Origin of the sequence: Paraburkholderia sp. GAS206C (assembly GCF_050435645.1) — a bacterium.
GTDB lineage: Bacteria > Pseudomonadota > Gammaproteobacteria > Burkholderiales > Burkholderiaceae > Paraburkholderia > Paraburkholderia phenazinium_B.
Map to the genome: position 1 here is coordinate 147226 of NZ_JBNDKR010000004.1, position 25276 is coordinate 172501.

Sequence of the window (25276 nt, forward strand, 5' to 3'; positions counted from 1 at the left end):
ACATAGACTCGGCCTCCAATATTGTTTGGGAGTGCATCCATGTCACCGCCGGTAGCCCTAGCAATTCATTCCCTGCATTCCTTCGAACTGACCGGCGATGGTCAATACCTCATGCTCAAAGGCAATCAGCCCGACAGCATCGCCCTGCACTACTCCGTCATGCATGAACTGCTGGCCGCTATTTCCAATGCTATTGGCTGGTCAGCGCGCGTGCGCGAAAAGAAAGACGACGTCAAGTTCGCCATGCCCTGCGAAGCCTGGGCCGTCGGCAAAGATAAAGGCGAGTCCTCTCATCTGCTTCTCTCGTTTCGTCTCCCCGGCGGCGCCGAGCTCTCGTTTCGCATGCATCGCGCCGACGCGCGGCACATGACCGAAGTGCTTTCGCTCGTAACGGGTCTCGCCAAAGTGGACGGCGTCCGCAGTGCCCGGCTCCAGTAGCGCGGCCATATTCCTCCTTTTGTAGCAAGTTCGCGCTCGCACTTCGGCATCGGCTAATGATGTACCTGCGATCCTCCTATTGTCTGTCTCTCCTGTCAGCACGTATGAACCTTGAAACACTATCGGCCCGCCATGCAAGGGCGCTGACACTGATCGGCCTGAGCGTCACCTCCGTCTCGGCCTTCGCCGTCACACCTTTCGTGGTGCGCGATATCCGGCTCGAAGGCCTCAAGCGGGTCGAACCGAACACCGTTTTCTCCTACCTGAGCATCAAGCAGGGCGACACGTTCACCGACGACAAGGCGTCCGCCGCGATCCGCGCGCTGTACGCAACGGGCTTCTTCAATGACGTCAGGATTTCGACCGAAGGTAACGTCGTCGTCGTGCAGGTGGAGGAACGCCCCGCCATCGGCACGATCGATTTCTCGGGCCTCCATGAATTCGACAAGGACAACCTGAACAAGGCACTAAGCTCGGTCGGCTTGTCGCTCGGCCGCTATTACGACAAGTCGCTGGTCGACCGCGCCGAGCAGGAGCTCAAGCGCCAGTACCTGACCCGCGGCTTCTATGCCGCCGAAGTCACGACCACGGTCACGCCGATCGACCGCGATCGCGTCGGCCTGCTGTTCTCGGTGATCGAAGGTCCGAGCGCGAAGATCCGCCAGGTCAACTTCATCGGCAACAAGGTGTTCAGCGACGGCACGCTGCACGACGAAATGCAGGAGTCCACGCCAAACTGGTTCTCGTGGTACTCCAAGAACGATGTGTACGCAAAAGACAAGCTGACTACCGACCTCGAAAACCTGCGCTCGTATTACCTCGACCGCGGCTACCTCGAGTTCAATATCGATTCGACCCAGGTCTCGCTGTCGCCGGACAAGAAGGACATGTACCTCACGCTCACGCTGCATGAGGGCGAGCCGTACACGATTTCGGGCATCCGTCTGTCCGGCAACCTGCTCGATCGCCAGGCAGAGCTGACGAAACTCGTCAAGATCAAACCGGGCGACCGATTTTCCGCTGCCAAGCTGAAGGCTGCCACGAAGGCCGTGGTCGACAAGCTCGGTGAATACGGTTACGCGTTCGCAACCGTGAACGCGGAGCCGCAGATCGACCAGCAACACCATACAGTCGACCTGACGCTGCAGGTGGATCCGAGCCGCCGCGTGTACGTGCGGAACATCAACATCGTGGGCAACACCCGCACGCGCGACGAAGTGATCCGCCGCGAAATGCGTCAGCTCGAAAGCTCGTGGTTCGATTCGAGCCGCCTTGCGCTGTCGAAAGACCGGATCAACCGTCTCGGCTACTTCACGGATGTCGACGTCACCACCGTGCCAGTCGAAGGCACCGCCGACGAAGTCGACATCGCCGTGAAGGTGACGGAAAAGCCGACCGGCTCCGTTACTCTCGGTCTTGGCTACGGTTCCGGCGAAGGCCCGATCATTTCGGCAGGCGTGTCGCAGGACAACGTGTTCGGTTCGGGTACGAGCCTCGCGGTGAACGTGAATACCGCGACGACGTTCCGTACGCTGACGGTCACACAGGTCGACCCATACTTCACGGTGGACGGCATCAAGCGCATTACCGACGTCTACTACCGCACTAGCGAACCGCTCTACTACTCGAACGTCACCGATACGAGTTTCCGGATCATTACGCTCGGCGCCGACCTGAAGTTCGGCGTGCCGTTCTCCGAGTCGGACATGGTCTACTTCGGCACCGGTATCGAGCAGAACCGTCTGGACGTCGATTCCACCACGCCGCAAAGCTATATCGACTACGTGAACGACTTCGGCCGCGTGTCGAACAACGTGCCGCTGACGCTTGGCTGGTCGCGCGACAATCGCGACAGCGCACTGGTGCCGAGCCGCGGCTACTTCACGCAGTTCAACGCCGAGTACGGCACGCCGATCGCCCGCACCACGTACTACAAGACCGATTTCCAGGCGCAGTATTACTACTCGTTTGCGAAAGGCTTCGTGCTGGGCCTGAACTTCCAGGGCGGTTACGGTAACGGCCTCGGCGGCGAGCCGTACCCGATCTTCAAGAACTACTACGCCGGCGGTATCGGTTCGGTGCGCGGCTATGAGCCGAGTTCGCTGGGTCCGCGCGATGCGACCACGGGCGATCCGATCGGCGGCTCGAAGCTGCTGGTCGGCAATATCGAACTGACCTTCCCGCTGCCGGGCACCGGCTACGACCGCACGCTGCGCATCTTCACGTTCTTCGACGGCGGCAACGTCTGGGGCACCGAAGGCAACAGCACCGGCGCCAACGGTCTGCGCTACAGCTACGGTACCGGCCTCGAATGGATTTCCCCAATCGGCCCGCTCAAGCTCGACTTCGGCTTGCCGCTCATCAAGCACGCCGGCGACCAGTACCAGAAGTTCCAGTTCCAGATCGGCACGTCGTTCTGACGTCCACGCTGTTGCACGATGGATCGCGTGTCTTCGATGCGCGATCCATGGCAATCCTGCCATTTCCACATTTCCGACAAATTGCCTTCATCACATTACATTTGTGCAATGTGAGGACTGCTGCCCTTACGAACAGCCTTTACTATTACGGCCTTTTACACAGCGCCTTCTTCGTAACTCCTCGCAATGTCTTTGTAGGCCGCAGGGCGCGGCAAGCGGGCCTCGGCACATTAAACTCCTGCGCATGGCTATTCAAATTCTGGTTGTCGACGATGACGCCGATCTGCGCGACCTGTTGCGCATCTATCTGGGCGAAGTAGGCTTCGAGGTCTCTGTGCTGCACGACGCGAGTTCGCTCGAGCGTCGGCTCGAACGCGAACGTCCCGATCTGATCGTCCTCGACCTGATGATGTCGGACATTGATGGCCTGACCGCGCTGCGCAAGCTGCGCGCCACCGGAGACGACATTCCGGTCATCATCCTGACGGCGAAGGCCGACCCTGCGGATAGAATCAAAGGCCTCGAACTGGGCGCGGACGATTTTCTCGCCAAGCCGTTCAATCCGCGCGAGTTGCTGGCCCGCGTGCAGGCTGTGCTGCGGCGCCGCACGCAGCCCTCGGCAGCGGCGCCCGAACTGCGCGAGCCGTTTGCCTTCGGCACCTTTACGCTCGACTTTCAGTCGCGCACGCTGATGCAACGTGGCCGCCCGCTGATGCTGGCGGATAGTGTGTTCGCGTTATTGCGCGTGTTCGTCGACAATCCGATGCATGCGCTGACCCGCGAACGCCTGATCGAGTTGCTGCACGGCCCGGAATACGACGGCACCGATCGCGGCATCGATGTGCAGGTGTGGCGCCTGCGCCGCATCCTCGAAGCCGATCCCTCCGCGCCGCGCTTCATTCAGACGGTGCGCGGCCGCGGTTATCTGTTCGTGCCCGAAGGCACGCCGCAGCCAGGGTCTTCATGAGCTGGGACTTTTCGCCGGCTTTTGCTGCCGCCTTCATCAAACAGAAAGAAAGGGATCGTTGGATGGTGACAACGCGCAGTAAACGTGGCACTTTTCCGCAGTTGTGGGAAATCTCTCTTTTTCACCTTGGCCTGCGGCCGCTAACCGGACAATTGAACCGGTTGCGGAAACGGGTACGAGTAGTTCTTTCCGGCCTCGCCCGCGTTGGCCGGGCCAGCCCCATCATCAAACGCAACACCCGTTTCCGGAGATTGATATGAGCGAAGCCGTGTCCACGCAGCCCAAGCGCTCGCGCGTCAGGTTAATCCTGTTCGTGGTCGTAGTGCTGGCGCTGGTCGCGCTCGTGGTTGTGCACATCCTCGGGCAGAAGAAACCCGCCCGAGGCGCCGCCCCGCAAGTGGTGACCGTTGCAACCGCCACCCTCGGCTCGATGCCCGTGACCTTGAGCGAACTGGGCACCGTAACGCCTACCGCAACCGTGACCGTGCTGCCGCAACTGAGCGGCTATCTGACGGAGGTGGGCTATCAGGAAGGCCAGGACGTCAAGAAAGGCCAGTTCCTCGCCCAGATCGATCCGCGTCAGTATGAGATCGACCTGCAGCAGGCTCAGGCGGCGCTCGCGAAGGACAAGGCCTCGCTCGCCCAGGCCCGCTCCGATCTCGCGCGCTTTGAACAGTTGAACGAGCACAAGTCGATCGCCGAGCAGACCTTCGTCGACCAGCAGTTCCTCGTCCAGCAGGATGAGGCCACGGTCAAATCGGATCTGGCGAACATCGCACAATTCGAGCTCGACCTCGCGTACTGCCGTATCACCGCGCCGGTATCCGGACGCGTCGGCCTGCGTCTCGTCGATCCGGGCAACTACGTCACGGCTTCGTCCTCGCCGGGCATCGTGGTCATCACGACGATGAAGCCCACCACAGTGCAGTTCACCGTGCCGCAGGACTCGCTCGCCGCGGTGCTGCAACGCATGGGCACCGGCGCCAGCCTGCCGGTCACCGCCTTCAGCAGCGACAACTCGAAGCAGATCGCGGTCGGCACGCTGTACGCGGCGAGCAACCAGATGGCGACGGCTACCGGAACGGTCACGTTGCGGGCTACCTTCGCCAACGACGACGAAGCGCTGTTCCCGAACGAGTTCGTGAACGTCAAGCTGCTGGTCGATACGATGCAGAACGCCGTACTGGTGCCGACGCCGGCCGTGCAGACCGGCGCGCCTGGCGACTACGTGTATCTCGTGAATGCCAACAACACCGTCTCCGTGCATAAGGTCACGCTCGGACCGAGCGACGGCAAGAACACGGTCATCACGGCGGGGCTGTCGGCCGGCAACATCGTCGTGACGGACGGTACCGACCGGCTGAGCGACGGCGCGCCGATCAAGGCTGCGCCTGCGAGGGCCGCCTCGGGTAGCGCGGCTTCGGGTAGCGCGGCTTCGGGTGCCGCAGCTTCGGGCGCCGCAGCTTCGGATTCGGCAACGGCATCAGACACGGACGCAGACTCGGCCGCGCCAGCGGCTGCCGCGAGCGGCGCGCACGGCCATCACAAGCACGGCCAGGGCGGTGCCTCGGGGGCGAGCGCCGCCTCCGCCGACGCAGCTTCGTAGACGCGGATCCACTCGCCGATGAATATCTCCCGTCTGTTTATTCTTAGACCCGTAGCCACGCTGCTGCTGATGATCGCCATGGTGCTGGTCGGCCTCGTCGCGGTACGCGTGCTGCCGGTCTCTTCGCTGCCTAACGTCGACTATCCGACCATCCAGGTGCAGACCTTCTATCCGGGCGCGAGTCCGGACGTGATGGCCACCACGGTGACCGCGCCACTCGAGGTGCAACTGGGCGAGATTCCCGGCCTGCAGCAGATGACCTCGTACAGTTCGGACGGCGCCTCGGTCATCACGCTGCAGTTCGACCTGTCGCTGAACCTGGACGTCGCCGAGCAGAACGTCCAGCAGGCCATCAACGCGGCCAACAGCTTCCTGCCAAGCGGCCTGCCCGCGCCGCCGACCTACGCCAAGGTCAATCCGGCCGACCAGCCGATCCTGACGCTCGCGGTCACCTCCAGTTCGATGTCGCTGACGCAACTCGAGGACGCCGCCAACAACCGCCTCGGCACCAAGATTTCGGAAGTCTCGGGCGTGGGTGTCGTGACGACCAGCGGCGGCAACGTGCCGGCCATCCGGGTCGAAGCCGACCCGCAGAAGCTGGCCGCTTACGGCCTGAATATCGACGATCTGCGTACCCTCCTCAGCTACGTCAACGTCAGCCAGCCGAAGGGTAATTTCGACGGTCCGGACCTCGACTACACGATCAACGGCAACGACCAGATCTCCGATCCGAAGGACTACCTGAACACGGTAATCGCCTACCAGAACGGCGCGCCGGTGTTCATGCGCGACGTCGCCCGTGTAACCTCGGCCGCCCAGGACGTCGAGCGCGGCGCCTGGTACAACGGGACGCCCGCGATCGTGCTGAACGTGCAGCGCCAGCCGGGCGCCAACGTGATCGCCACCGTCAACCAGATCATGAAGGAGTTGCCGCAGCTCGAATCGACGCTGCCGGCGGGCATGAAGGTCACAGTCGTTTCGGACAGCACGGGCGTGATCCGCTCGTCGGTCTCCGACGCCGCAATCGAACTGATACTCGCCATCGTGCTGGTGGTGGCGGTGATTTTCGTGTTCCTGCGCAACGTGCCGGCCACGCTCATCCCGAGCGTGTCGGTACCGGTTTCGCTGATCGGCACGCTGGCCGTGATGTACCAGCTGAACTACTCGATCGACAATCTCTCGCTGATGGCGCTGATTATTGCCACCGGCTTCGTGGTCGACGATTCGATCGTGATGATCGAGAACATCGTGCGCTATCTCGAGGAGGGTAAAACCCCGCTCGAGGCCGCGCTCGAAGGCGCCGGGCAGATCGGTTTCACGATTCTCTCGCTGACCATCTCGCTGATCGCCGTGCTGATTCCGCTGCTCTTCATGGGCGGCGTGATCGGGCGCCTCTTCAGCGAATTCGCGGTCACGCTCGCGGTCACCATCGTGCTGTCGGCCGTGGTCTCGCTGACAGTCGTGCCGATGCTGTGCGCGCGGCTCTTGCGCGCCCAGGCCGAACGCCATCCGAGCCGCTTCGAGCGGATCAGCGAAGGCCTCTTCGACAAGACGCTCTCTGCCTACGACAAGGGCCTGCGCTGGGTGCTCGATCACCAGTTGCTCACGCTGGTGGTGTTCGTCCTCACCCTCGTGCTGACCGCCGTGCTGTACATCGTGATTCCGAAGGGCCTGTTCCCGGTGCAGGACGTTGGCGTCATCGAGGGCATCAGCGTGGCCGACAACTCGGTGTCCTACAAGGCGATGGTGACGCGCCAGCGCGCGCTCGCCGATCAGCTCCTGAAGGATCCCGACGTGGTCTCCCTCACCTCGTATGTGGGAATCGACGGCACCAACTCCACGCTCAACAACGGTCGCTTCCTGATCAATCTGCGCGACCACGACAAGCGCTCGGACACCGCGCAGGAGATCGCGCGGCGCCTGCAGACGGAAGTCGCCAATGTGCCCGGCATCAAGCTATTTATGCAGCCGGAACAGGATCTGACGCTCGACACGACGGTCTCGCCGAACCAGTACAGCTTCGTGCTGCGTGGACCGAGCCAGCAGGCATTCCAGAAGTACGTGCCTGAACTGATTGCGCGCCTGCAGAAGATTCCGTCGCTCGCCGATGTGCAAAGCGATATGAACACCGACGGCATGAGCGTGAACGTCGAAGTCAACCGGCAACTGGCCGCGCGTTTCGGCATCACGCCGGCGACCATCGACAACGCGCTCTACGACGCGCTGGGTCAACGGATCGTCTCGACCATCTTCCAGCAGTCGGACCAGTACCGCGTGATCCTCGTCGCCAAACCGGAATCGCTGCCTAACGTGGGGTCGCTGGGTAACCTGTACCTGCCGAGCCAGACCAGCAGCAGCGGCCAGGTGCCGTTGTCGGCCATCGCGAAGATCCAGATCGTCAAGTCGCCGCTCGTGATCAGCCATCTGGCGCAGTTCCCGTCCGTCACCATCTCGTTCAACCTCGCGAAGGACGCGTCGTTGAGCACGGCGGTGAAACAGATCCACGAGGCCGAACAGGCGGTCAATCTGCCGCCGTCGATCACCTCGTCGCTGCAGGGCGCGGCGCAGGCGTTCCAGGATTCGCTCTCGAGCGAGGTGTACCTGCTGATCGCCGCGCTGGTGGCCGTGTATATCGTGCTGGGCGTGCTGTACGAGAGCTTCATCCATCCGGTGACGATTCTCTCCACCCTGCCCTCGGCCGGGATCGGTGCGCTGCTCGCCCTGATGATCGCCGGCAGCGATCTCGATGTGATCGGCATCATCGGGATCGTGCTGCTGATCGGTATCGTCAAGAAGAACGCCATCATGATGGTGGACTTCGCACTCGATGCCGAGCGCAACCACGGCAAGCCGCCGCGCGAGGCGATCTTCCAGGCGTCGCTGCTGCGCTTCCGGCCGATCCTGATGACGACGCTCGCCGCCATGCTCGGTGCGCTGCCGATGCTGCTCGGCACCGGCACGGGTTCGGAGCTGCGCCGGCCGCTGGGTCTGGCAATTATCGGCGGCCTCGCCTTGAGCCAGATTCTCACGCTCTTCACCACGCCGGTCATCTATCTGTTCTTCGACCGCATGGCCGAACGCACGCGGCGCTGGCGCAACCGCAACAAGCCGCAAGGTCCAGCTGAAGGTGCGCCTGCAGGTACGGCGGAGGACACGCCTTGAACATCTCGGCGTTATTCATCCAGCGGCCGGTCGCGACCACGCTTCTGGCCATCGCGATCCTGATCGCGGGGGCGCTCGCCTATTTCCGGCTACCGGTCGCGCCGCTGCCGAACATCGCCTTCCCGGTGATCGTGGTACAGGCGCAGATGGCAGGCGCGAGCCCGGAAAACATGGCCTCGACGGTGGCCGAACCGCTCGAGCGGCGGCTGGGCACGATTGCCGACGTCGAAGAGCTGACTTCGATCAGCTATGTCGGCTCGTCGATGATCGTGGTCGAGTTCGGCCTGAACCGCGACATCAACGGTGCGGCGCGCGACGTCGAAGCGGCCATCCAGGCGGCGCGTGCCGACCTGCCTACTACGCTGCGCAGCAATCCGACCTATCGCCAGTACAACCCGGCGGATTCGCCGATCATGGTGCTCGCGCTGACCTCGAACACGCTCACCAAGGCACAGCTTTACGACTCCGCGGATTCGGTGATCCAGCAGCAGCTCTCGCAGGTCAGCGGCGTGGGTCAGATCACGCTGGGCGGCGGTGCGTTGCCATCGGTGCGGGTCGAGTTGCAGCCGGGCAAGCTGAATAGCTACGGCATCGGCCTCGAAGACGTGCGCGCGGCGATTTCCGCGGCGAACGCCGATAGCGCCAAGGGCCACCTCGACGAGGGCGACCAGCGTTACGTCGTGTTGTCCAACGACCAGATTACGAAGGCGGCGCCCTACCGGGACCTTGTCGTCGCCTACCGCAACGGCTCGCCAGTGCTGCTGCGCGACGTCGCCCAGGTGAGGGACTCCAACGAAAATATCCGCAACGCCGGGCTCTACAACGGCAAGTCGGCGGTGCTGGTGATCGTTTATCCGATGCCGGGCAGCAACATCGTCAGTACCGTCGCGCAGATCCGCAACGTCCTGCCCTCGATCGAGGCGACGCTGCCGCACAGCGTCCATGTACAGGTCGCCGTCGACCGTTCGGAGTCCGTCCGGTCCTCGGTGGCCGATACGGAGCGCACGCTGTTTATCGCCGTGCTGCTGGTGGTCGGCGTGGTGTTCATCTTCCTGCAGTCGCCGCGCGCCACGCTGGTGCCGGCGGTGGCGCTGCCGCTGTCGATCGTCGGCACCTTCGGGCCGATGTACCTGCTCGGCTACAGCATCGATAACCTGTCGCTGATGGCGCTCACCATCGGCACCGGCTTCGTGGTCGACGATGCGGTGGTGGTGCTGGAAAACATCACGCGCCACCTCGAAATGGGCCTGAGTCCGAAAGAAGCCGCGCTGAAAGGCAGCGGCGAAGTAGGCTTCACCGTGATCTCGATGAGCCTCTCGCTGATCGCGGTGTTCCTGCCGATCCTGCTGATGCCGGGCATCGTCGGCCTGTTGTTCCACGAGTTCGCGGTGACGCTGTCGATCGCGATCCTGATCTCGCTCGTGATCTCGCTGACGGTCACGCCGGCCATGTGTGCATACGTGCTGAGCCGCAACAACGCCGGCCATTCGCGCGCGCGCTGGGCCGTCTGGATCGAGCGGCAATTCGACCGCTTCAAAAATGCCTACTCGCGTTCGCTCACGGCTGCGCTGGACCACGCACTGCTGGTCATCCTGTTGCTGATCGGCCTGCTCGTGGCTAACGTGTTCCTGCTCAAGCTGCTGCCAGGCACCTTCTTCCCCGAACAGGACACGGGCATTCTGATCGGGCAGATCATCGCCGACCAGAGCATCTCGTTCTCGGCAATGGAGAAGAAGCTTGCCCAGTTGCAGGAGATCGTGCAGAAGGACCCGGCGGTGCAGTCGGTGGCCGGCTTTACCGGCGGCCGTGCGCTGAACACCGCTAACGTGTTCGTCGAGCTCAAGCCGTTAGCGCAGCGCCATGCGACCGCCACCGAGGTGGTCAACCGCCTGCGGCCCAAGCTGAACGCGGTCTCGGGCGCGCGTCTCTTCATGCAGGCCCAGCAGGATCTGCGGATCGGCGGACGGCAGTCGGCCGCGGAATACCAGTACACGCTGACGAGCGAAGACTCCACCGCGCTGTTCGCCTGGACCCCCAAGCTCGTGACCGCACTCAGCAAGATGCGCGGCGAAGTGCTCGACGTGAACTCGGACCTGCAGCAAAACGGCCTGCAGACCTACATCAATTTCAACCGCCCCACGGCGTCGCGTTACGGTTTTGCGCCGAACCAGATCGACAATGTGCTGTATGACGCGTTTGGCCAACGAACCGTCTCGACCATCTACAACGCGCTCAATCAGTACTTCGTGGTGATGGAGGTGGCGCCGGAGTACTGGCAATATCCGCAGACGCTCAACCAGATTTACCTGAGCACGGCCGCGGGTAATGCGACCGGCACCGCGCAAACGCAAATGCCGGGCGGCACCGTCACGGGTGTGACGCAAGCAAGCGCGATCAGCTCCGCGTCGAGCACGTCGAGCACCAACTCGCTGAACTCGAACGCTGAGGCCAACGCGACCACCAACAGCATCTCGAACAGCAAGGGCGGCAGTTCGAGCGGCAGCGCGGACAGCACCGCGGCCGAAACGATGGTGCCGCTGCCCACCATGGTGACCTCCGTCAACAACCATACGTCGACCCAGGTGAACCATCAGAGCGGGCTGGTAGCAGCAACGATCTCGTTCAACCTGCCGCCCGACGGGTCGTTGAGCACGGCGCAGAAGGCGATCGACGAGGCGTCGCGCGAGATCGGCATGCCGGCCAGCATCCACGGTGCATTCGCGGGCGCCGCGCAGGCGTACGCGCAATCGACGGGCACCATCCCGTTGCTGATCGTGGCGGCGCTCGGCGTGGTCTACATCGTGCTCGGTGTGCTCTACGAGAGTTCGATTCACCCGCTCACGATTCTCTCGACATTGCCCTCGGCCGGCATCGGCGCCACGCTCGCGTTGCTGATCTTCGGCACGCCGTTCTCGGTGATCGCGCTGATCGGCATCATCCTGCTGATCGGTATCGTCAAGAAAAACGGCATCATGATGGTGGACGTGGCGATCCAGTTGCAGCGCAAGGAAGGCATGACGGCCAAGGACGCGATTCACGATGCCGCAGTCGTGCGTCTGCGGCCGATCATGATGACCACCTTCGCCGCGGTGCTCGGCGCGGTGCCGCTCGCGATCGGCATCGGCCAGGGCGCGTCGCTGCGCCAACCGCTCGGTATCACGGTGATGGGCGGCCTGATCCTGAGCCAGGTATTTACGCTTTACACGACGCCGGTGATTTACCTGTACCTGGACCGCTTGCGCTCCAGACTGGTCAGGTGGTCTTCCGGACTGCCGTGGAACCGCCAGGCTGAACAGATGGGACCGCCGCGGCAATCGGGGCAAACGGATACGAAGGCATGAAGATGAAGATTTCCTGTAAACCGATCGCCGCTGCGGCGGCCCTGCTGCTTGGCGGCTGCATGGTGGGCCCGGACTATCACCGGCCGCAGGTCAACGTGCCCGCCACCTACAGCGAGCTGCCGGGCTGGACGCAAGCCCAGCCGGCCGACGCCGACGCCCCGAAGGGCGCGTGGTGGACGGGCTTTAACGACCCGCTGCTCAACGAGCTCGAACCGCAGGTCGCGGTCTCCAACCAGACCGTGGCCCAGGACTATGCGAATTATCAGGAGGCGCTGGCCGAAGTGAAGGTGGCGCGCTCGGCGCTTTTCCCGACCATCGGCGTGACCGGGTCGGGCACCCGGCAGCGTGCCTCCGCCGGTTCGACGAGTTCGAGCTTCACCCGCAGTGTGGGCAGCGGCGCGCAGATCGTGAATTCGGGTTCGCTCGAAGGCAACGTGAGCTGGGACCTTGACCTGTGGGGCTCGGTGCGCCGCACGATCGAAGAGAACTCCGCGACCGCCCAGGCGAGCGAGGCGACGCTCGCCAACGCCACGTTGTCCGAGCAGATTGCGCTCGCCACCGCGGTGATCGACCTGCGCACCAGCGATGCCAATATCGATCTGCTGCAAGCCACCGTCAAAGCCTATGAGCACTTTCTGGAAGTGGTCTCCAATCAGGACAGGTACGGCACGGTCGCGCCTTCCGATGTCGTGACCGCGCGCACGCAGCTCGAAAACGCCCGCGCGAGCCTGATCGCGCTCGGCGTCGCGCGGGCCCAGTATGCCCATGCGATTGCCGTGCTGGTCGGCAAGAATCCGGAAGAGCTGAGCATTCCGCATAGCGCCGCGATGCCCACCTTGCCGACGGTTCCGGTCGGCGTCCCTTCGACGATCCTGCAGCGCCGGCCCGATATTGCGACCGCCGAACGCCAGATGGCCGCCGAAAATGCCACGATCGGGATAGCGGTCGCCGCGTACTACCCGACGGTGTCGCTGTCGGCGCTGGACGGCTTTACGCAGTCGCCGCTCGGCGGCTTGTTGCACGTCGCCAATTACGTCTGGTCGCTCGGCGGCAGCGCTACCGAAACGATTTTCGACGGCGGCGAGCGTAGCGGTGAAGTGGCGGCGGCGAAGGCTAACTACCAGGCGGCCGTGGCCAACTACCGCGGCACGGTGCTGACTGCATTCGAAGACGTGGAGAACGATCTGTCCGGCTTGCGGATCCTCGCGGAACAGGCCGACGCGCTGGATACTGCCGTGCGCGACGCGACCCACGGTACGGAGATCGCCTTCAACGAATACCAGGCGGGCACGGTGGATTACACGACGGTGGCCACCGCACAGGCGACCCAGTTGGCTGACCAGCAAACCGCACTGAGCGTGCAGCAGTCGCGTCTGCTCGATGCGGCTTCGCTGATTGGCGACCTCGGCGGCGGCTGGTCGGATAGCCAGCTGCACGATCCGCGCAATCCGGACAAGCTGCAGGCTCAGCCGGCTGCCGCATCGGCGGCATCGGCGCCGGCCGCGCAGACCAGTAGTGCCATCGGCCAGGGGGCTCAACCCGCGGTGCAATGAAGGCCCTGCAATGAAGCGTTTTCAATGAAAGATGGCGCCGCGGTCATATTCAAAAATATGCCGCGGCTGCCACGCCTGGCATCGTGATTGCGGAAGCGAAATGACTGCGCTAATGTGTGATGAGCCATCACGCACATCGAGCCGCCATCATGCAGAAACTGTCCTGTGTCTTAGCCCTGAATCTGACATTCGGCACGCTGGCGATGCTGCCGCTGTCCACGTTTGCCGCGCAGCCGCCATCGGCGCCGCTGCCGCTCGATCAGCTCAGACTCTTTGCCGAAGTATTCGGGCAGATCAAACAGGAATACGTGGAACCGGTCGACGACGACAAGCTCCTGACCGCTGCGATCAAAGGCATGGTGTCGAGCCTCGATCCGCACTCGGCGTATCTCGACAAGACCGACTTCCGCGACCTGCAGGAACAGATCACGGGACGCTTTGCCGGCATCGGCATTGAAAGCGGTGCGGAAGACGGGCTCATCAAGGTCATCTCGCCGATCGAGGACACGCCCGCGTTTCGGGCCGGCATTCGCCCGGGAGACCTGATCACCAACATAGACGACAAGCCGGTCAGCGGCATGACGCCCGATCAGGCGGCGGCACTGATGCGCGGCACGCCAGGCACCAAGGTCACGCTCACGCTCTACCGCAAGAGCGAAGACCGTACATTCCCGCTCACGATTACGCGCGCGATCATCAATCTGCAAAGCGTGAAATCGGGAACGCCGGCGCCCGGCTACGCTTACGTGCGCATTACGAGCTTCCAGGAGCGCACGACCCCCGACCTCGCGGTGAAGCTCGCCGAGATCGCCCGGCAACAACCGAATCTGAAAGGTCTCGTACTCGATCTGCGCAACAACGGTGGTGGGCTCGTGCAAAGCGCGGTCGGTGTAGCGGGTGCCTTTCTGCCACGCGATTCCGTGGTGGTGACGACCAACGGCCAGGTCGAGTATTCGAAGCAGGCTTATCGCGACAGCTACACGTATTACCGCCTGCCGTCCTTCGTGAGCGATCCGCTGCAAAACGAGCCGGCGATCTTCAAGACCGTGCCGATGATCGTGCTGACCAACGCGTACACGGCGTCGGCATCGGAGATCGTGGCGGGCGCGTTGCAGGATGCGCATCGCGCGCTGATTATCGGCAAGACCACTTTCGGCAAGGGCTCGGTGCAAACCTCCGTGCCCTTGACCCAGGACACGGCCTTGCGTCTCACAACCGCTTATTACTACACGCCGAGCGGCCGCTCGATCCAGGACATCGGCATCCGTCCTGACGTGGCCGTCGACCAGTTCGCGGATGGCGATCCCGACGATGCACTCGTGACACGCGAAGCCGATTATCCGAATCATCTGGCCAATATCCAGGACCCGAACGAGAAGAAGGAACTCGAAGCGCGCGCACAGGACCGCCAGGAAGAAGTGCAGATGCTCGAAGAAAAGAGTGACAAGGAAACGCCGGAGCAACGCCAGCACGACCGCGATCGCGCGCCGGTGGAGTTCGGCTCGAGCGGCGACTTCATGCTGCAGCAGGCGCTCAATAAACTGCAGGGCAAACCGGTGCAGGAATCGAAGGCGCTGCTCGAGCGCCGGCTCGCGCAAACCGATATGCCGGCTTCGGCGGCACAACCGGCCGAGCATTGATGCTTCGCGCGCGGTTTGGCCCCGCACGGGGTCGGCCGGACGAATTTCTGGGCGGATTTCCTTGCAAGTTCCCCGGCAAGTTGCAGGGCAAACTCCCACCACACCGCCCATTGTTCGCCCCATCCGTCAAATGAATTCGCCGCGAGCCCGATGATCCCGGGCCGGCGATCCACTACATTGCCTCCAGTCCCATCCTGTTCGCACCCGCGGGAATCGTCCCGCCCGGGCGCGGTTACATGGACCTCTCAAAGGAAGCAATCGTGGCCAAACTCACAGGCAAAGTAGCCGTCGTAACCGGTGCATCGAAAGGTATCGGCGCCGCCATCGCCCAGGCGCTCGCGGCAGAAGGCGCCTCGGTCGTCGTCAACTATGCATCGAGCCAGGCGGGTGCCGACAAGGTCGTCGCCGCGATCACGCAAGCCGGCGGCAAGGCAGTCGCTGTGCGTGGCGACGTCTCGAAGGCAGCGGATGCTCAAGGCATCGTCGATGCAGCCATCGAAACGTATGGACGCCTCGACGTCCTCGTCAACAACTCGGGCGTTTATGATTTCGCACCGGTCGAACAGATCACGGAAGAGCACTTCGACAAGCACTTCAATGTCAACGTGCGCGGGCTGCTGCTGATCACCCAGGCGGCCTCGAAGCATCTCGGCGAAGGTGCCAGCATCGTCAACGTCGGCTCGGTCGTCAGCCGCATCACGCCGCCGGGCAGCGTCGTGTACACGGCCACCAAGGGCGCCGTCGATGCGATCACGGGCGTGCTGGCTCGCGAACTGGGGCCGCGCAAGATTCGCGTCAATTCGGTGAATCCGGGCATGGTGGAAACCGAGGGCACGAAAGACGGCGGCATCATCGCATCCGAAATGGCAACCGCGGTCGTGGCGCAAACGCCGCTCGGGCGTATCGGTCAGCCGGAGGATATCGCGCGGGTGGCCGTGTTCCTGGCGTCGGATGACGCTGGGTGGATCACGGGCGAGACGCTGGTAGCCAGCGGCGGACTGCGCTAAGGCCGTACGGCTCCATCCGAGGCGCCGGCAGTGGCGTGGCAAGCCCATTTGCCGGTCTGAATGCCGCCGCCGCTCACTTCTCGGTAAACTACGTCCTTTTGTTTTGCGGTTCCCCGCTCGCCGATACCCTCGGCCGCGCTGCGGGCCGCCACGTATCGGACAACAGGACGTAGCGATGAAGCGAGCAGTGTTAACGGCGGCGCTGGCAATGTGCCTCGCGCAACCAGCCGCGCAGGCGGTTGCGCAAACAGTGAACGATCAATGTTTTGCCATCGGCGATATTGCCGGGCAAGTCGCCTCGTGGCGCATGCACAAGAAAACGAAAACGCAGGCGCTCGACCAGGCGGCCAAGTATTACCAGGGCAAGGCCGACCAGCAGGCGCTCAACGCCATCATCGAGCGCATCTACGGCCCGGAGGGCCAGTCCATGACGCCCGACCAGGCCAGCATGGTTTTCACGGCCGAATGCGCCAACCATCAGAAAGCCCCATCCGCCAAAGAATAAGCGCCATACCCCTGTCCGATACCGGCCGGCGCTTACCCGCGCCGCCTGTGAGGCTACCCACAATCGGCTAAGATAAGCTTATCTGCAGTCCATCCTCGGCCGCCAGCCTGTTGTCGCGGCCGCTTGCCCCACCCATCAGAGGAACCCAGCATGGCTACATCGAGCTATACCGACACCCGACTCCTGATCAACAACGAGTGGTGCGACGCCGCGAGCGGCAAGACTATCGAAGTCATCAATCCCGCCACCGGCAAGCCGATCGGCAAGGTTGCGCACGCTGGCATCGCCGATCTGGACCGGGCGCTGGAGGCCGCGCAAAAAGGCTTCGCGGCCTGGCGCAAGATTCCCGCCAACGAGCGCGCCAACACCATGCGCAAGGCCGCGGCACTGGTGCGCGAACGCGCTTCGGACATCGCACGCCTGATGACGCAGGAGCAAGGCAAGCCGTTCGCCGAAGCCCGCATCGAAATGCTGTCCGCAGCCGACATCATCGAATGGTTCGCCGATGAAGGCCGCCGCATCTACGGCCGCGTCGTGCCGCCGCGCAATCTGGCGGCCCAGCAACTGGTCCTGAAGGAACCGATCGGCCCGGTAGCGGCTTTCACGCCGTGGAATTTCCCGGTCAATCAGGTCGTGCGCAAGCTGAGCGCCGCCCTGACGAGCGGTTGCTCGTTCCTCGTCAAGGCGCCGGAAGAAACCCCGGCATCGCCAGCCGCGCTGCTGCAGGCGTTCGTCGAAGCCGGCGTGCCTCCGGGCACCGTGGGTCTCGTGTTCGGCGACCCGGCCGAGATTTCCAGCTACCTGATTCCGCATCCGGTGATCCGCAAGGTCACGTTCACGGGTTCGACGCCGGTCGGCAAGCAGCTGGCCGCCCTCGCTGGGCAGCACATGAAGCGCGCCACCATGGAACTGGGCGGTCATGCACCGGTCATCATCGCGGCAGACGCGGACGTCGAACTGGCGGTCAAGGCAGCCGGCGCGGCGAAGTTCCGCAACGCGGGTCAGGTCTGCATCTCGCCGACGCGTTTCCTCGTGCACAACAGCATCCGCGAACAGTTCGAGCAGGCGCTCATCAAGCACGCCGAAAGCCTGAAGCTCGGTGACGGTCTGGTCGAAGGCACGACGCTCGGCCCGCTTGCCAACTCGCGCCGCCTCACGGCCATGGCCAAGGTGCTCGACAACGCCCGCGCTACCGGCGCAACGGTCGCTACTGGCGGCGAGCGCGTCGGCTCGGAAGGCAACTTCTTTGCGCCGACGGTGCTGACCAACGTTTCGCTAGAAGCCGATGTGTTCAATAACGAGCCGTTCGGCCCGGTCGCGGCGATTCGCGGCTTCGATTCGCTCGAAGACGCCATTGCCGAAGCCAACCGCCTGCCGTACGGTCTGGCTGGCTACGCGTTCACCAAGTCGTTCGCCAACGTGCATCTGCTGTCGCAACAGCTTGAAGTCGGCATGTTGTGGATCAACCAGCCCGCCACGCCGACGCCGGAAATGCCGTTCGGCGGCGTGAAGGATTCGGGCTACGGCTCCGAAGGCGGTCCGGAAGCCCTCGAAGCGTATCTGGTGACGAAGTCGGTCACTGTGATGTCGTCCTAAGCGACTCACGCGGCTTCAGCTTCAGCTCCGAAGAGCAACGCGAAGCACGAAGCATAAAATGAAAGTACCAGGCGGCCCCTTCGGGGCCGCTTTTTTTTGTACGACATCTATGCCTGATATTTTTGGAAAGATTAGCTGGAGAAGACACAACTAAAGATATCCTCTGCCAGGTCGTTATGCAGCAGAGAGGCGCGTTCGGGTGTTTTTGGCGAGAGGTAATCGGGCCGAAGGCCAGCGGCGAAAACACCGAAGGTGCGCATAACCTTCGCAAAACACGAACATCAGATCAAGCTTCGTCAGCCCGGCGGCCTGCCTGTCGCCGTTGGACATGACGACGCAGCGGCCGGCGTCGCAGGCATGCGTTGCTCGAATTCGAGCGCGTGATGCCAGGCGGTATCGATTCCGTGTACGCGTTTGAAAAGGACCGATGACATGCGCTGGGCCCCCCTATCCCGCTTGCGGCAGCCGCCACAAGCCGTTAGGACACCGTCGAATTCACAGTGCATGATCTGGCGCGCATGTCGCGTCTTCACCGTGCTTGTGCTGTTCCTGACCGGCTGTCTGCTGGCGGCCGCCCCTGCTACGGCCGCTGCAAGCGTGTTGCGCGTGCTGGCATGGCCCGGCTACGCGGATAGCGATGTCGTGAAAGCCTTCGAGGCCCGCTTCCATACGACGGTTGAAGTGACGCTGGTCGATTCCGACGAAGCCCTGTGGGACAAGATGCATGCGGGCGGCATGCCGCACTACGACGTGCTCGCCGCCAATACCGCGGAAATCCAGCGCTACACCCACGAGCACATGCTCGCGCCGCTCGACCTCGCGCAGCTTCCCAACACGCAGCGGCAACTGCAGCGCTTCCAGCCGCGCGGCGGTATCGAAGGCCTGAGCGTGGCCGGCAAGGTCTACGCCATTCCGTTCACGTACTCGTCGATGGGGCTGATCTACGACCGCAAGCAGATCCCGGTCGCACCGCATTCCATGGCGGAACTGTGGAATCCGCAATACCGCGGCAAGGTGCTCGATTTCAACAGCGCCCAGCACAATTTCTCGTTCACGGCGCTGGCGCTCGGCTATCCCGATCCGTTCCGGCTCACGCCCGCACAAACCCACGACATCGCCCTGAAACTGATCGATCTGCGGCGCAATCTTCTGACGTATTACAACCTGCCCGAAGAAGCGACCGCATTCTTCATCCAGCACAAGGTTGCGCTGATGTTCGGCAACTACGGCACCCAGCAGCTCGCGCAGTTGCGCCGGGCCGGCGCCGATGTGGGCTATGTGATTCCCGACGAAGGCGCCCTCGCCTGGCTCGACTGCTGGGCCATGACGAGCACCGCAGCCGATCGCCCGCTCGCCCTTGCGTGGATCAACTACATGCTCGAACCGGATGTCAGCGGGCTGCTGACGCAGCGCCAGGGCCTCGCCAATACGCTCACACCTTCGCCGGAGAGCAACGCCGATGCGCACCTGATCTGGCTGCGCCCGGTGGACGATATTCAGCAGCGCGAAGCGTTGTGGAGCAAGATCGTTTCGGGCGACCTGCCGGAGCGCTTCAGATGATGCGCCCCGGCCTGACCTTCAAACTGTCGATCCTGCTCGCCTGTATCGGCGTGGTGGCATCCGGCGCGACTGGCTACTATGCGTACCGAGCCAACCGTACGATGCTGGTAAACGAAGCCGAGCAGAATCTCCTGACTTCGACCGAGTTGCTGAGCGAGCGCTTTTCCGTGGCGCTGGGCGACGTGTCGCAGGATGCGCTCGTGCTCGCGACCTTGCCGTCGGCAGCGTCGGTCGCACAATCCGACGACGGCTCGGGCACCAACGATGCTCGCGAACGCCTTGCCACGGTATTCGCCAGCATCATGGCGAATCACCCCGAGTACCTGCAGGTCCGGCTGATCGCGCGTCAGCGCTATGGCCTCGAACTGATCCGCTTCGACCGCGACGCGCAAAGCGCCGTGCGGGTCGCGGCAAAGGGCTTGCAGGAGAAAGGCCAGTTTGCCTATGTATTCGACACGCTCGCGCTGCCGGCGCGCGGCATCTATGTTTCGCCGATCACGGTCAACCACGAGCACGGCGCGCATTCCGCCGAAGGCAAGGCGACGTTGCGCCTCGCCACGCCTGTTGTCGCCGCGGACGGCAAGGCGACCGGCGTCCTCGTGATCGACGTGGATCTCGCGAGCCTGCTCAAGCTGTTGCAGGTCGACTTGCCGCGCGGCTACGAGGTGTATCTCGCCAATGAGTGGGGCGATTTTCTGATGCACCCCGATGCTTCGCAGACCTTCGGTTTCGATCGCGGGCGGCGCATCCTCATGCAGGACAACTTCCCGGTCACGAAACCGCTGTTCGAGCAGTCGAAAAACAGCGTGTCCATGAACGGTCTGCTGCAACCGCATGAGGCAGCGGGCTACGTGTATGCCTTTATCCGCAGACCATTCGGCGTGGCGGACGGCAATCGCTTTATCGTGCTGGGCATCGCCAAGCCGCTCACTGACGTGCTGGCAGGCGCCACGCTGCTTGGCAACAGCATCGTGCGCATGGTGCTGGTGTCGAGCGTGCTCGCCTTTTTGCTGGCCATCCTGTTCGCGCGGGCGCTCACCCAACCGCTGCAGATGCTTGCGCATGCCGCCACGCATTTCTTCGCAGACCATACGATGGGCGCCCTGCCGCTTAGACGCACCGACGAAATCGGCGTGCTCGCGCGCTGCTTCGACCGGATGCGCCGGGAGATCCGTTCGCAACTCGATGTGCTCCATAACAAGCAGCATGAGCTTGTTCATCTCGCCAGTCACGATGCCTTGACCGGCCTGCCCAACCGCCTGCTGTTCACCCAGAAGCTGGAGACCGCGGTCAGCGAAGCCGCCGCTAGCGGCGAGCAACTCGCCGTGCTGTTCGTCGACCTCGATCGCTTCAAGCAGATCAACGACCAGTACGGCCATGCCGTCGGCGACCGCGTGCTCGCCAGCGTCGCGCGGCGCATCCAGCTGGTGTTGTCCGATGGCGATATGGTGGCGCGTCTGGGCGGCGACGAGTTCATCGTGCTGCTCAGGGGTACGCCCTCCACGGACGCCGCGCCCACCATCGCCGGCGACATCATCCGCGCCCTGAACGACCGGCTGCTGATCGATGGACAGTCGATGCTGGTGGGCGCAAGTATCGGCATTAGCCACTATCCGGCCGACGGCACCTCCGCCGCAGCCCTTCTGCTCAACGCCGACGCGGCGATGTACGCCGCCAAATCGGGTGAGACCGCTTCGTGGCTGCACTATCAGGACCTGCTGGAGGCACGCAGACGCGGGACCGCCGCCGAGGCCGACGACGGCGAACGCTCGGACGGCGCGGACAACGCCAACGATGACCGGCTCGCGCCGGGAGTCAGGTAACGCGCACTCCGTCATGTAAGTGTTGCTGGGCCGGCGGTAACGAGACCGCCAACCGCGCTGGCCGATGCTTTCAACTTGACTTGCGACCACATATGAAGGTAGCCTTAGCAGGTACCCTTCGCAGTTATCCGTGCGGCTAAATTCGCGGCCGACCCGGATAGAACGCATCCACGCACCGGCACACTATCCCGCACATGAGCGAATCCTCCCCTGACCCCGAAGCCGCCCGCGCGCTCGCGCTGGCCAGCGAGTTACGCGTGGTCGTCGGCCGGTTGAAGCGCCGGCTGCGCGAACAGTCGCATTTCGGCGACCTGAGCTGGACCCAGGTGCGCGTGCTGTCCCGTCTGGAGAAGGAAGGCCCTGCCACCGTCACCGCTCTGGCGCGGGCCGAGGGCATCCGCCCGCAATCGATGGGCGAAGCGGTTGCCGCGCTGAAGGCGGCAGGCTTCGTCGCCGGCGCCCCCGATCCCGACGACGGACGGCAAACCGTTCTGTCGCTCACCCCGGCCTGCCAGGAAGCAATCCGGACCGGCCGGGCCGCGCGCGAAGACTGGCTGTTTCGCGAGATTCGCGCCAGGCTCGCGCCGGCCGAGCAGGCGCAACTGGCAAGCGCAGTCGAACTGCTCAAACGCCTCGTCGACACCTGATCTGATCCCGTCGCTCGCCGCACGCTCCCAAGGCGCGGCATCGTCCCCCCCTCAAACAGGACTCCATCATGGCTATCACTACGCTCGACCCGAAAACCGCACTCATCGTCATCGATCTGCAAAACGGCATCGTCGGACTTCCCACCGCTCATCCGGCCGGCGAAGTCGTGAAGCAAAGCCGGGTATTGCTCGACGCGTTCCGCGCGCACCGGCTGCCGATCGTGCTCGTCAACGTGGCCGGCGGCGCACCAGGACGCACCGAGCAGGCTCGCCACACGGGCGAGTTTCCCGCCGGCTGGACGGATCTCGTCGCCGAGCTGAACCCGCAACCGGAAGATCATCTCGTCACCAAGCGCACATGGGGCGCGTTCGTGGGCACCGACCTCGAGCAGTATCTCAAGGACAAGGGCGTCACCCAGGTCGTGATGGCCGGCGTGGCGACCTCAATCGGCGTTGAATCGACCGCGCGTCAGGCTTACGAGCTGGGCTTTAACGTCACGCTCGCCGTCGACGCCATGACCGACCTCAGCGCCGAGACCCACCACAACGCGATCACGCGGATTTTCCCGCGCCTCGGCGAGACCGGCACGACGGCGGAAATCGTCGCGCTGCTCGACAAGACCCGCGCATGAACGCGCTTGCCACGCAGGTAACGCACGCGGGTGCACGCTCACGCGGGCCAGGCGCACGCGCGCTTCGGGGATAGTCCGGTGAAAGGTACTTTCCGCTCGCTGAGCGGCTTCAATTACCGGGTCTGGGCCAGCGGAGGACTGATCTCCAACGTGGGTAGCTGGATGCAGCGCACCGCACAAGACTGGCTCGTTCTCACCGAGCTCACGCACAGGAATGCGACTGCGGTGGGCATCGTGATGGCGTTGCAGTTCGGCCCCATGCTGCTCCTGCTGCCGCTGACCGGTTATGCCGCAGACCATCTGGACCGCCGCAAGTTGCTGCTGGTCACCCAGGCAACGATGGCCGGGCTGGCGCTCGGGCTCGGCGTGCTGACGCTGACCGGCCTCGTGCAGTTGTGGCAGGTGTACGTGTTCGCGTTCCTGCTTGGCTGCGTCACTGCGTTCGACTCTCCCGCGCGTCAGACCTTCGTCGCGGAGCTGGTGGGAGAAGAGGATCTGTCGAACGCGGTGGCGCTCAATTCCACCTCCTTCAACGCCGGCCGGATGATCGGGCCGGCGGTCGCCGGCGTGCTGATCGCCTCGGTGGGGACGGGCTGGGTGTTCCTCATCAACGCGGCGTCGTTTGCGGCGGTGCTGTGCTCGCTGAAGATCCTGCGCGTTCACGAACTGCACCATAAGCTGAAGGCGCGCCGCGCGCGTGGGGCTTTCGTCGATGGCTTCCGTTATGTCTGGAGCCGCCCCGACCTCAGAGCGCTGCTGACGATGCTGTTTTTGATCGGCACCTTCGGGCTTAACTTTCCCATATTTATCTCGACCATGTCGGTCACGGCGTTTCATGCCAATGCCAGCCAGTACGGACTCCTGACATCCACCATGGCAATCGGCTCGGTGGCCGGTGCGCTGCTGGCGGCACGCCGCGCGCGCCCGCGCCTCGCGCTGTTATTGGTCAGCGCTGGCCTGTTCGGCTTTGGCTGTACGCTCGCGGCATGCATGCCCACCTACGGGCTGTTCGGCGCCACGCTGGTCGTGATCGGCATGTGTACGCAAACCTTCACCACCTCGACGAATAGCCTCGTGCAACTGTCGACCGAACCCGCCATGCGTGGCCGGGTGGTGGCGATCCTGCTGGCTATCGCACTGGGCGGCACGCCGCTCGGCGCGCCGATCGTCGGCTGGGTGGCAGATCACTTCGGCCCGCGCTGGGCGCTCGGGGTGGGCGCGGCTTCCGGTTTCGGCGCTGCGCTGGTGGGACTGCATTACCTCAGGAAGTACCGCAACCTGCGCGTGCGCTTCGCCGGTGGCCGCATCCATGCGAGCGTGGATGGGATCGAAGCCGCGGGCGGGGGCGCTGCCGCGCCGTCCGCTCATTGACCTCTCGTTGACGCCTCGTTGACCTCTGCAGGCAAGGACGGCGCGTAGCCGGATTCGCGACGCGCCTCGCCTGCTCCGCCTCGCGTCGCACCCGTGGATCAACGGCCCAGATCCGGATGCCGGTTAGTGAGCTCGGTGAACCACTCGGTAAACGCACGCACTCGCGAGCTCATGCGCCGATGCGGATAGACCAGCGAAAGCGGCGTCGAAGGAATCTTGTACCCGGTCAGTATTTCCTGCAGTTCGCCGCGCTCGATCATCTCCGCCACCATGAAACGCGACGGCTGGATAATGCCGTAGCCGAGCACGCCGGCGGTAATGTAGACGGTGCCGTCGTTCACCGCCAAGCCCCCTTCGAGCGTTACCTTGACCACCTCGCCATTCACTTCGTATTCGAACGGAAAAACCTTGCCGCTGCGCGCAGAGACGTAGTTGACGGCGCGATGCCCCTGGAGTTCTTCCAGCGTGGTCGGTATGCCATGCTCGGCGAGATAGGCCGGCGACGCGCAGGTGGTGATACGCGAGTTGCCGATGCGCCGCGCGACGAGGCTCGACTCTTCCAGCGCACCCATACGGATCACGCAATCGACGCCGTCCTGAATCAGATCGATATTGCGATCCGCGAGGCCCAGGCGCACGTCGATCTCGGGATACTGCCGGTAGAAATCGCCGAGCGCCGGCAACAGCAACGCCTTCGCCAGCGTCCCGGAGGTGTCGACGCGAATGGTGCCCGCCGGGCTTTGCCGCTTGTTCGACAGCGACGACTCCGCATCCGAAATCTCCGAGAGAATGCCGACGCAACGTTCGTAGTACAACGCACCATCTTCGGTGACACTGACCTGCCGGGTTGTGCGGTTCAACAGCCGCACACCGACGTGTTCCTCGAGCGCCTGGATCAGGTTGCTGACCGATCCGCGCGGCAGATCGAGCAGCTCAGCTGCCTTTGAAAAGCTGTTGGTCTCGACCACGCGGGTGAAGACTTCCATTGCCTGCAGGCGGTCCATACGG

17 protein-coding genes are annotated in these 25276 nt (G+C 63.6%); 16 read left to right on the top strand and 1 reads right to left on the bottom strand.

Annotated features, from left to right (window positions below; all coding sequences use genetic code 11):
* Positions 1–39: 39 nt before the first annotated feature.
* The 16 genes from P3T20_RS12860 (at position 40) to P3T20_RS12935 (ending at position 24268) form a co-directional block, all read left to right on the top strand.
* Complete coding sequence (locus P3T20_RS12860) at positions 40–438, top strand: hypothetical protein (protein ID WP_074264457.1); 399 nt, start codon at positions 40–42, stop codon at positions 436–438.
* A 104-nt stretch (positions 439–542) separates the two neighbouring features.
* Positions 543–2858 carry an outer membrane protein assembly factor BamA gene (gene bamA, locus P3T20_RS12865; RefSeq protein WP_429287032.1) on the top strand — a complete coding sequence of 772 codons (2316 nt, stop codon included), beginning with the start codon at positions 543–545 and terminating at the stop codon, positions 2856–2858.
* Between the two features lie 244 nt (positions 2859–3102).
* Entirely contained in the window at positions 3103–3825 is a 723-nt protein-coding gene (locus P3T20_RS12870) for a response regulator (RefSeq protein ID WP_074264456.1), read from the top strand.
* A 256-nt stretch (positions 3826–4081) separates the two neighbouring features.
* Positions 4082–5431, top strand: coding sequence for an efflux RND transporter periplasmic adaptor subunit (locus P3T20_RS12875; RefSeq protein ID WP_083611402.1), 1350 nt, complete (start codon positions 4082–4084; stop codon positions 5429–5431).
* Positions 5432–5449: 18 nt separating this feature from the next.
* Positions 5450–8593 (top strand): efflux RND transporter permease subunit, encoded by a 3144-nt coding sequence (locus P3T20_RS12880; protein WP_074264455.1) that lies wholly within the window; start codon positions 5450–5452, stop codon positions 8591–8593.
* Positions 8590–11934: an efflux RND transporter permease subunit gene (locus P3T20_RS12885; protein WP_074264454.1), complete on the top strand. Its 3345-nt coding sequence runs from the start codon at positions 8590–8592 to the stop codon at positions 11932–11934. Before P3T20_RS12880 ends, P3T20_RS12885 begins: the two co-directional genes overlap by 4 nt.
* Entirely contained in the window at positions 11931–13487 is a 1557-nt protein-coding gene (locus tag P3T20_RS12890) for an efflux transporter outer membrane subunit (protein WP_429287033.1), read from the top strand. The genes P3T20_RS12885 and P3T20_RS12890 overlap by 4 nt, the downstream gene beginning before the upstream one ends.
* A 149-nt stretch (positions 13488–13636) precedes the next feature.
* Entirely contained in the window at positions 13637–15127 is a 1491-nt protein-coding gene (locus tag P3T20_RS12895) for a S41 family peptidase (protein WP_429287034.1), read from the top strand.
* Between the two features lie 260 nt (positions 15128–15387).
* Complete coding sequence (locus P3T20_RS12900; RefSeq protein WP_074266047.1) at positions 15388–16134, top strand: glucose 1-dehydrogenase; 747 nt, start codon at positions 15388–15390, stop codon at positions 16132–16134.
* A gap of 175 nt (positions 16135–16309) precedes the next feature.
* Positions 16310–16639: a hypothetical protein gene (locus P3T20_RS12905; RefSeq protein ID WP_074264452.1), complete on the top strand. Its 330-nt coding sequence runs from the start codon at positions 16310–16312 to the stop codon at positions 16637–16639.
* Between the two features lie 150 nt (positions 16640–16789).
* Positions 16790–18235 carry an NAD-dependent succinate-semialdehyde dehydrogenase gene (locus tag P3T20_RS12910; protein WP_429287035.1) on the top strand — a complete coding sequence of 482 codons (1446 nt, stop codon included), beginning with the start codon at positions 16790–16792 and terminating at the stop codon, positions 18233–18235.
* 504 nt (positions 18236–18739) lie between these two features.
* Positions 18740–19795 (top strand): extracellular solute-binding protein, encoded by a 1056-nt coding sequence (locus P3T20_RS12915; RefSeq protein ID WP_083611401.1) that lies wholly within the window; start codon positions 18740–18742, stop codon positions 19793–19795.
* Positions 19792–21618 (top strand): sensor domain-containing diguanylate cyclase, encoded by a 1827-nt coding sequence (locus P3T20_RS12920; RefSeq protein WP_074264450.1) that lies wholly within the window; start codon positions 19792–19794, stop codon positions 21616–21618. Before P3T20_RS12915 ends, P3T20_RS12920 begins: the two co-directional genes overlap by 4 nt.
* A gap of 194 nt (positions 21619–21812) precedes the next feature.
* Positions 21813–22265 (top strand): MarR family winged helix-turn-helix transcriptional regulator, encoded by a 453-nt coding sequence (locus P3T20_RS12925; RefSeq protein ID WP_074264449.1) that lies wholly within the window; start codon positions 21813–21815, stop codon positions 22263–22265.
* Between the two features lie 68 nt (positions 22266–22333).
* Positions 22334–22897 carry an isochorismatase family protein gene (locus P3T20_RS12930; protein ID WP_074264448.1) on the top strand — a complete coding sequence of 188 codons (564 nt, stop codon included), beginning with the start codon at positions 22334–22336 and terminating at the stop codon, positions 22895–22897.
* Between the two features lie 78 nt (positions 22898–22975).
* Complete coding sequence (locus tag P3T20_RS12935; RefSeq protein ID WP_074266045.1) at positions 22976–24268, top strand: MFS transporter; 1293 nt, start codon at positions 22976–22978, stop codon at positions 24266–24268.
* Between the two features lie 98 nt (positions 24269–24366).
* Here P3T20_RS12935 and P3T20_RS12940 read toward each other — a convergent pair whose 3' ends face one another.
* Positions 24367–25272 carry a LysR family transcriptional regulator gene (locus P3T20_RS12940; RefSeq protein WP_074264447.1) on the bottom strand — a complete coding sequence of 302 codons (906 nt, stop codon included), beginning with the start codon at positions 25270–25272 and terminating at the stop codon, positions 24367–24369.
* Between the last annotated feature and the right edge of the window lie 4 nt (positions 25273–25276).

Bases quoted from the DNA above. Each gene is read 5' to 3' on its own strand.
- P3T20_RS12860 (WP_074264457.1), top strand. From the start codon at position 40: ATGTCACCGCCGGTAGCCCTAGCAATTCATTCCCTGCATTCCTTCGAA.
- bamA (WP_429287032.1), top strand. From the start codon at position 543: ATGAACCTTGAAACACTATCGGCCCGCCATGCAAGGGCGCTGACACTG.
- P3T20_RS12870 (WP_074264456.1), top strand. From the start codon at position 3,103: ATGGCTATTCAAATTCTGGTTGTCGACGATGACGCCGATCTGCGCGAC.
- P3T20_RS12875 (WP_083611402.1), top strand. From the start codon at position 4,082: ATGAGCGAAGCCGTGTCCACGCAGCCCAAGCGCTCGCGCGTCAGGTTA.
- P3T20_RS12880 (WP_074264455.1), top strand. From the start codon at position 5,450: ATGAATATCTCCCGTCTGTTTATTCTTAGACCCGTAGCCACGCTGCTG.
- P3T20_RS12890 (WP_429287033.1), top strand. From the start codon at position 11,931: ATGAAGATGAAGATTTCCTGTAAACCGATCGCCGCTGCGGCGGCCCTG.
- P3T20_RS12895 (WP_429287034.1), top strand. From the start codon at position 13,637: ATGCAGAAACTGTCCTGTGTCTTAGCCCTGAATCTGACATTCGGCACG.
- P3T20_RS12905 (WP_074264452.1), top strand. From the start codon at position 16,310: ATGAAGCGAGCAGTGTTAACGGCGGCGCTGGCAATGTGCCTCGCGCAA.
- P3T20_RS12910 (WP_429287035.1), top strand. From the start codon at position 16,790: ATGGCTACATCGAGCTATACCGACACCCGACTCCTGATCAACAACGAG.
- P3T20_RS12915 (WP_083611401.1), top strand. From the start codon at position 18,740: ATGATCTGGCGCGCATGTCGCGTCTTCACCGTGCTTGTGCTGTTCCTG.
- P3T20_RS12920 (WP_074264450.1), top strand. From the start codon at position 19,792: ATGATGCGCCCCGGCCTGACCTTCAAACTGTCGATCCTGCTCGCCTGT.
- P3T20_RS12925 (WP_074264449.1), top strand. From the start codon at position 21,813: ATGAGCGAATCCTCCCCTGACCCCGAAGCCGCCCGCGCGCTCGCGCTG.
- P3T20_RS12930 (WP_074264448.1), top strand. From the start codon at position 22,334: ATGGCTATCACTACGCTCGACCCGAAAACCGCACTCATCGTCATCGAT.
- P3T20_RS12940 (WP_074264447.1), bottom strand. From the start codon at position 25,272: ATGGACCGCCTGCAGGCAATGGAAGTCTTCACCCGCGTGGTCGAGACC.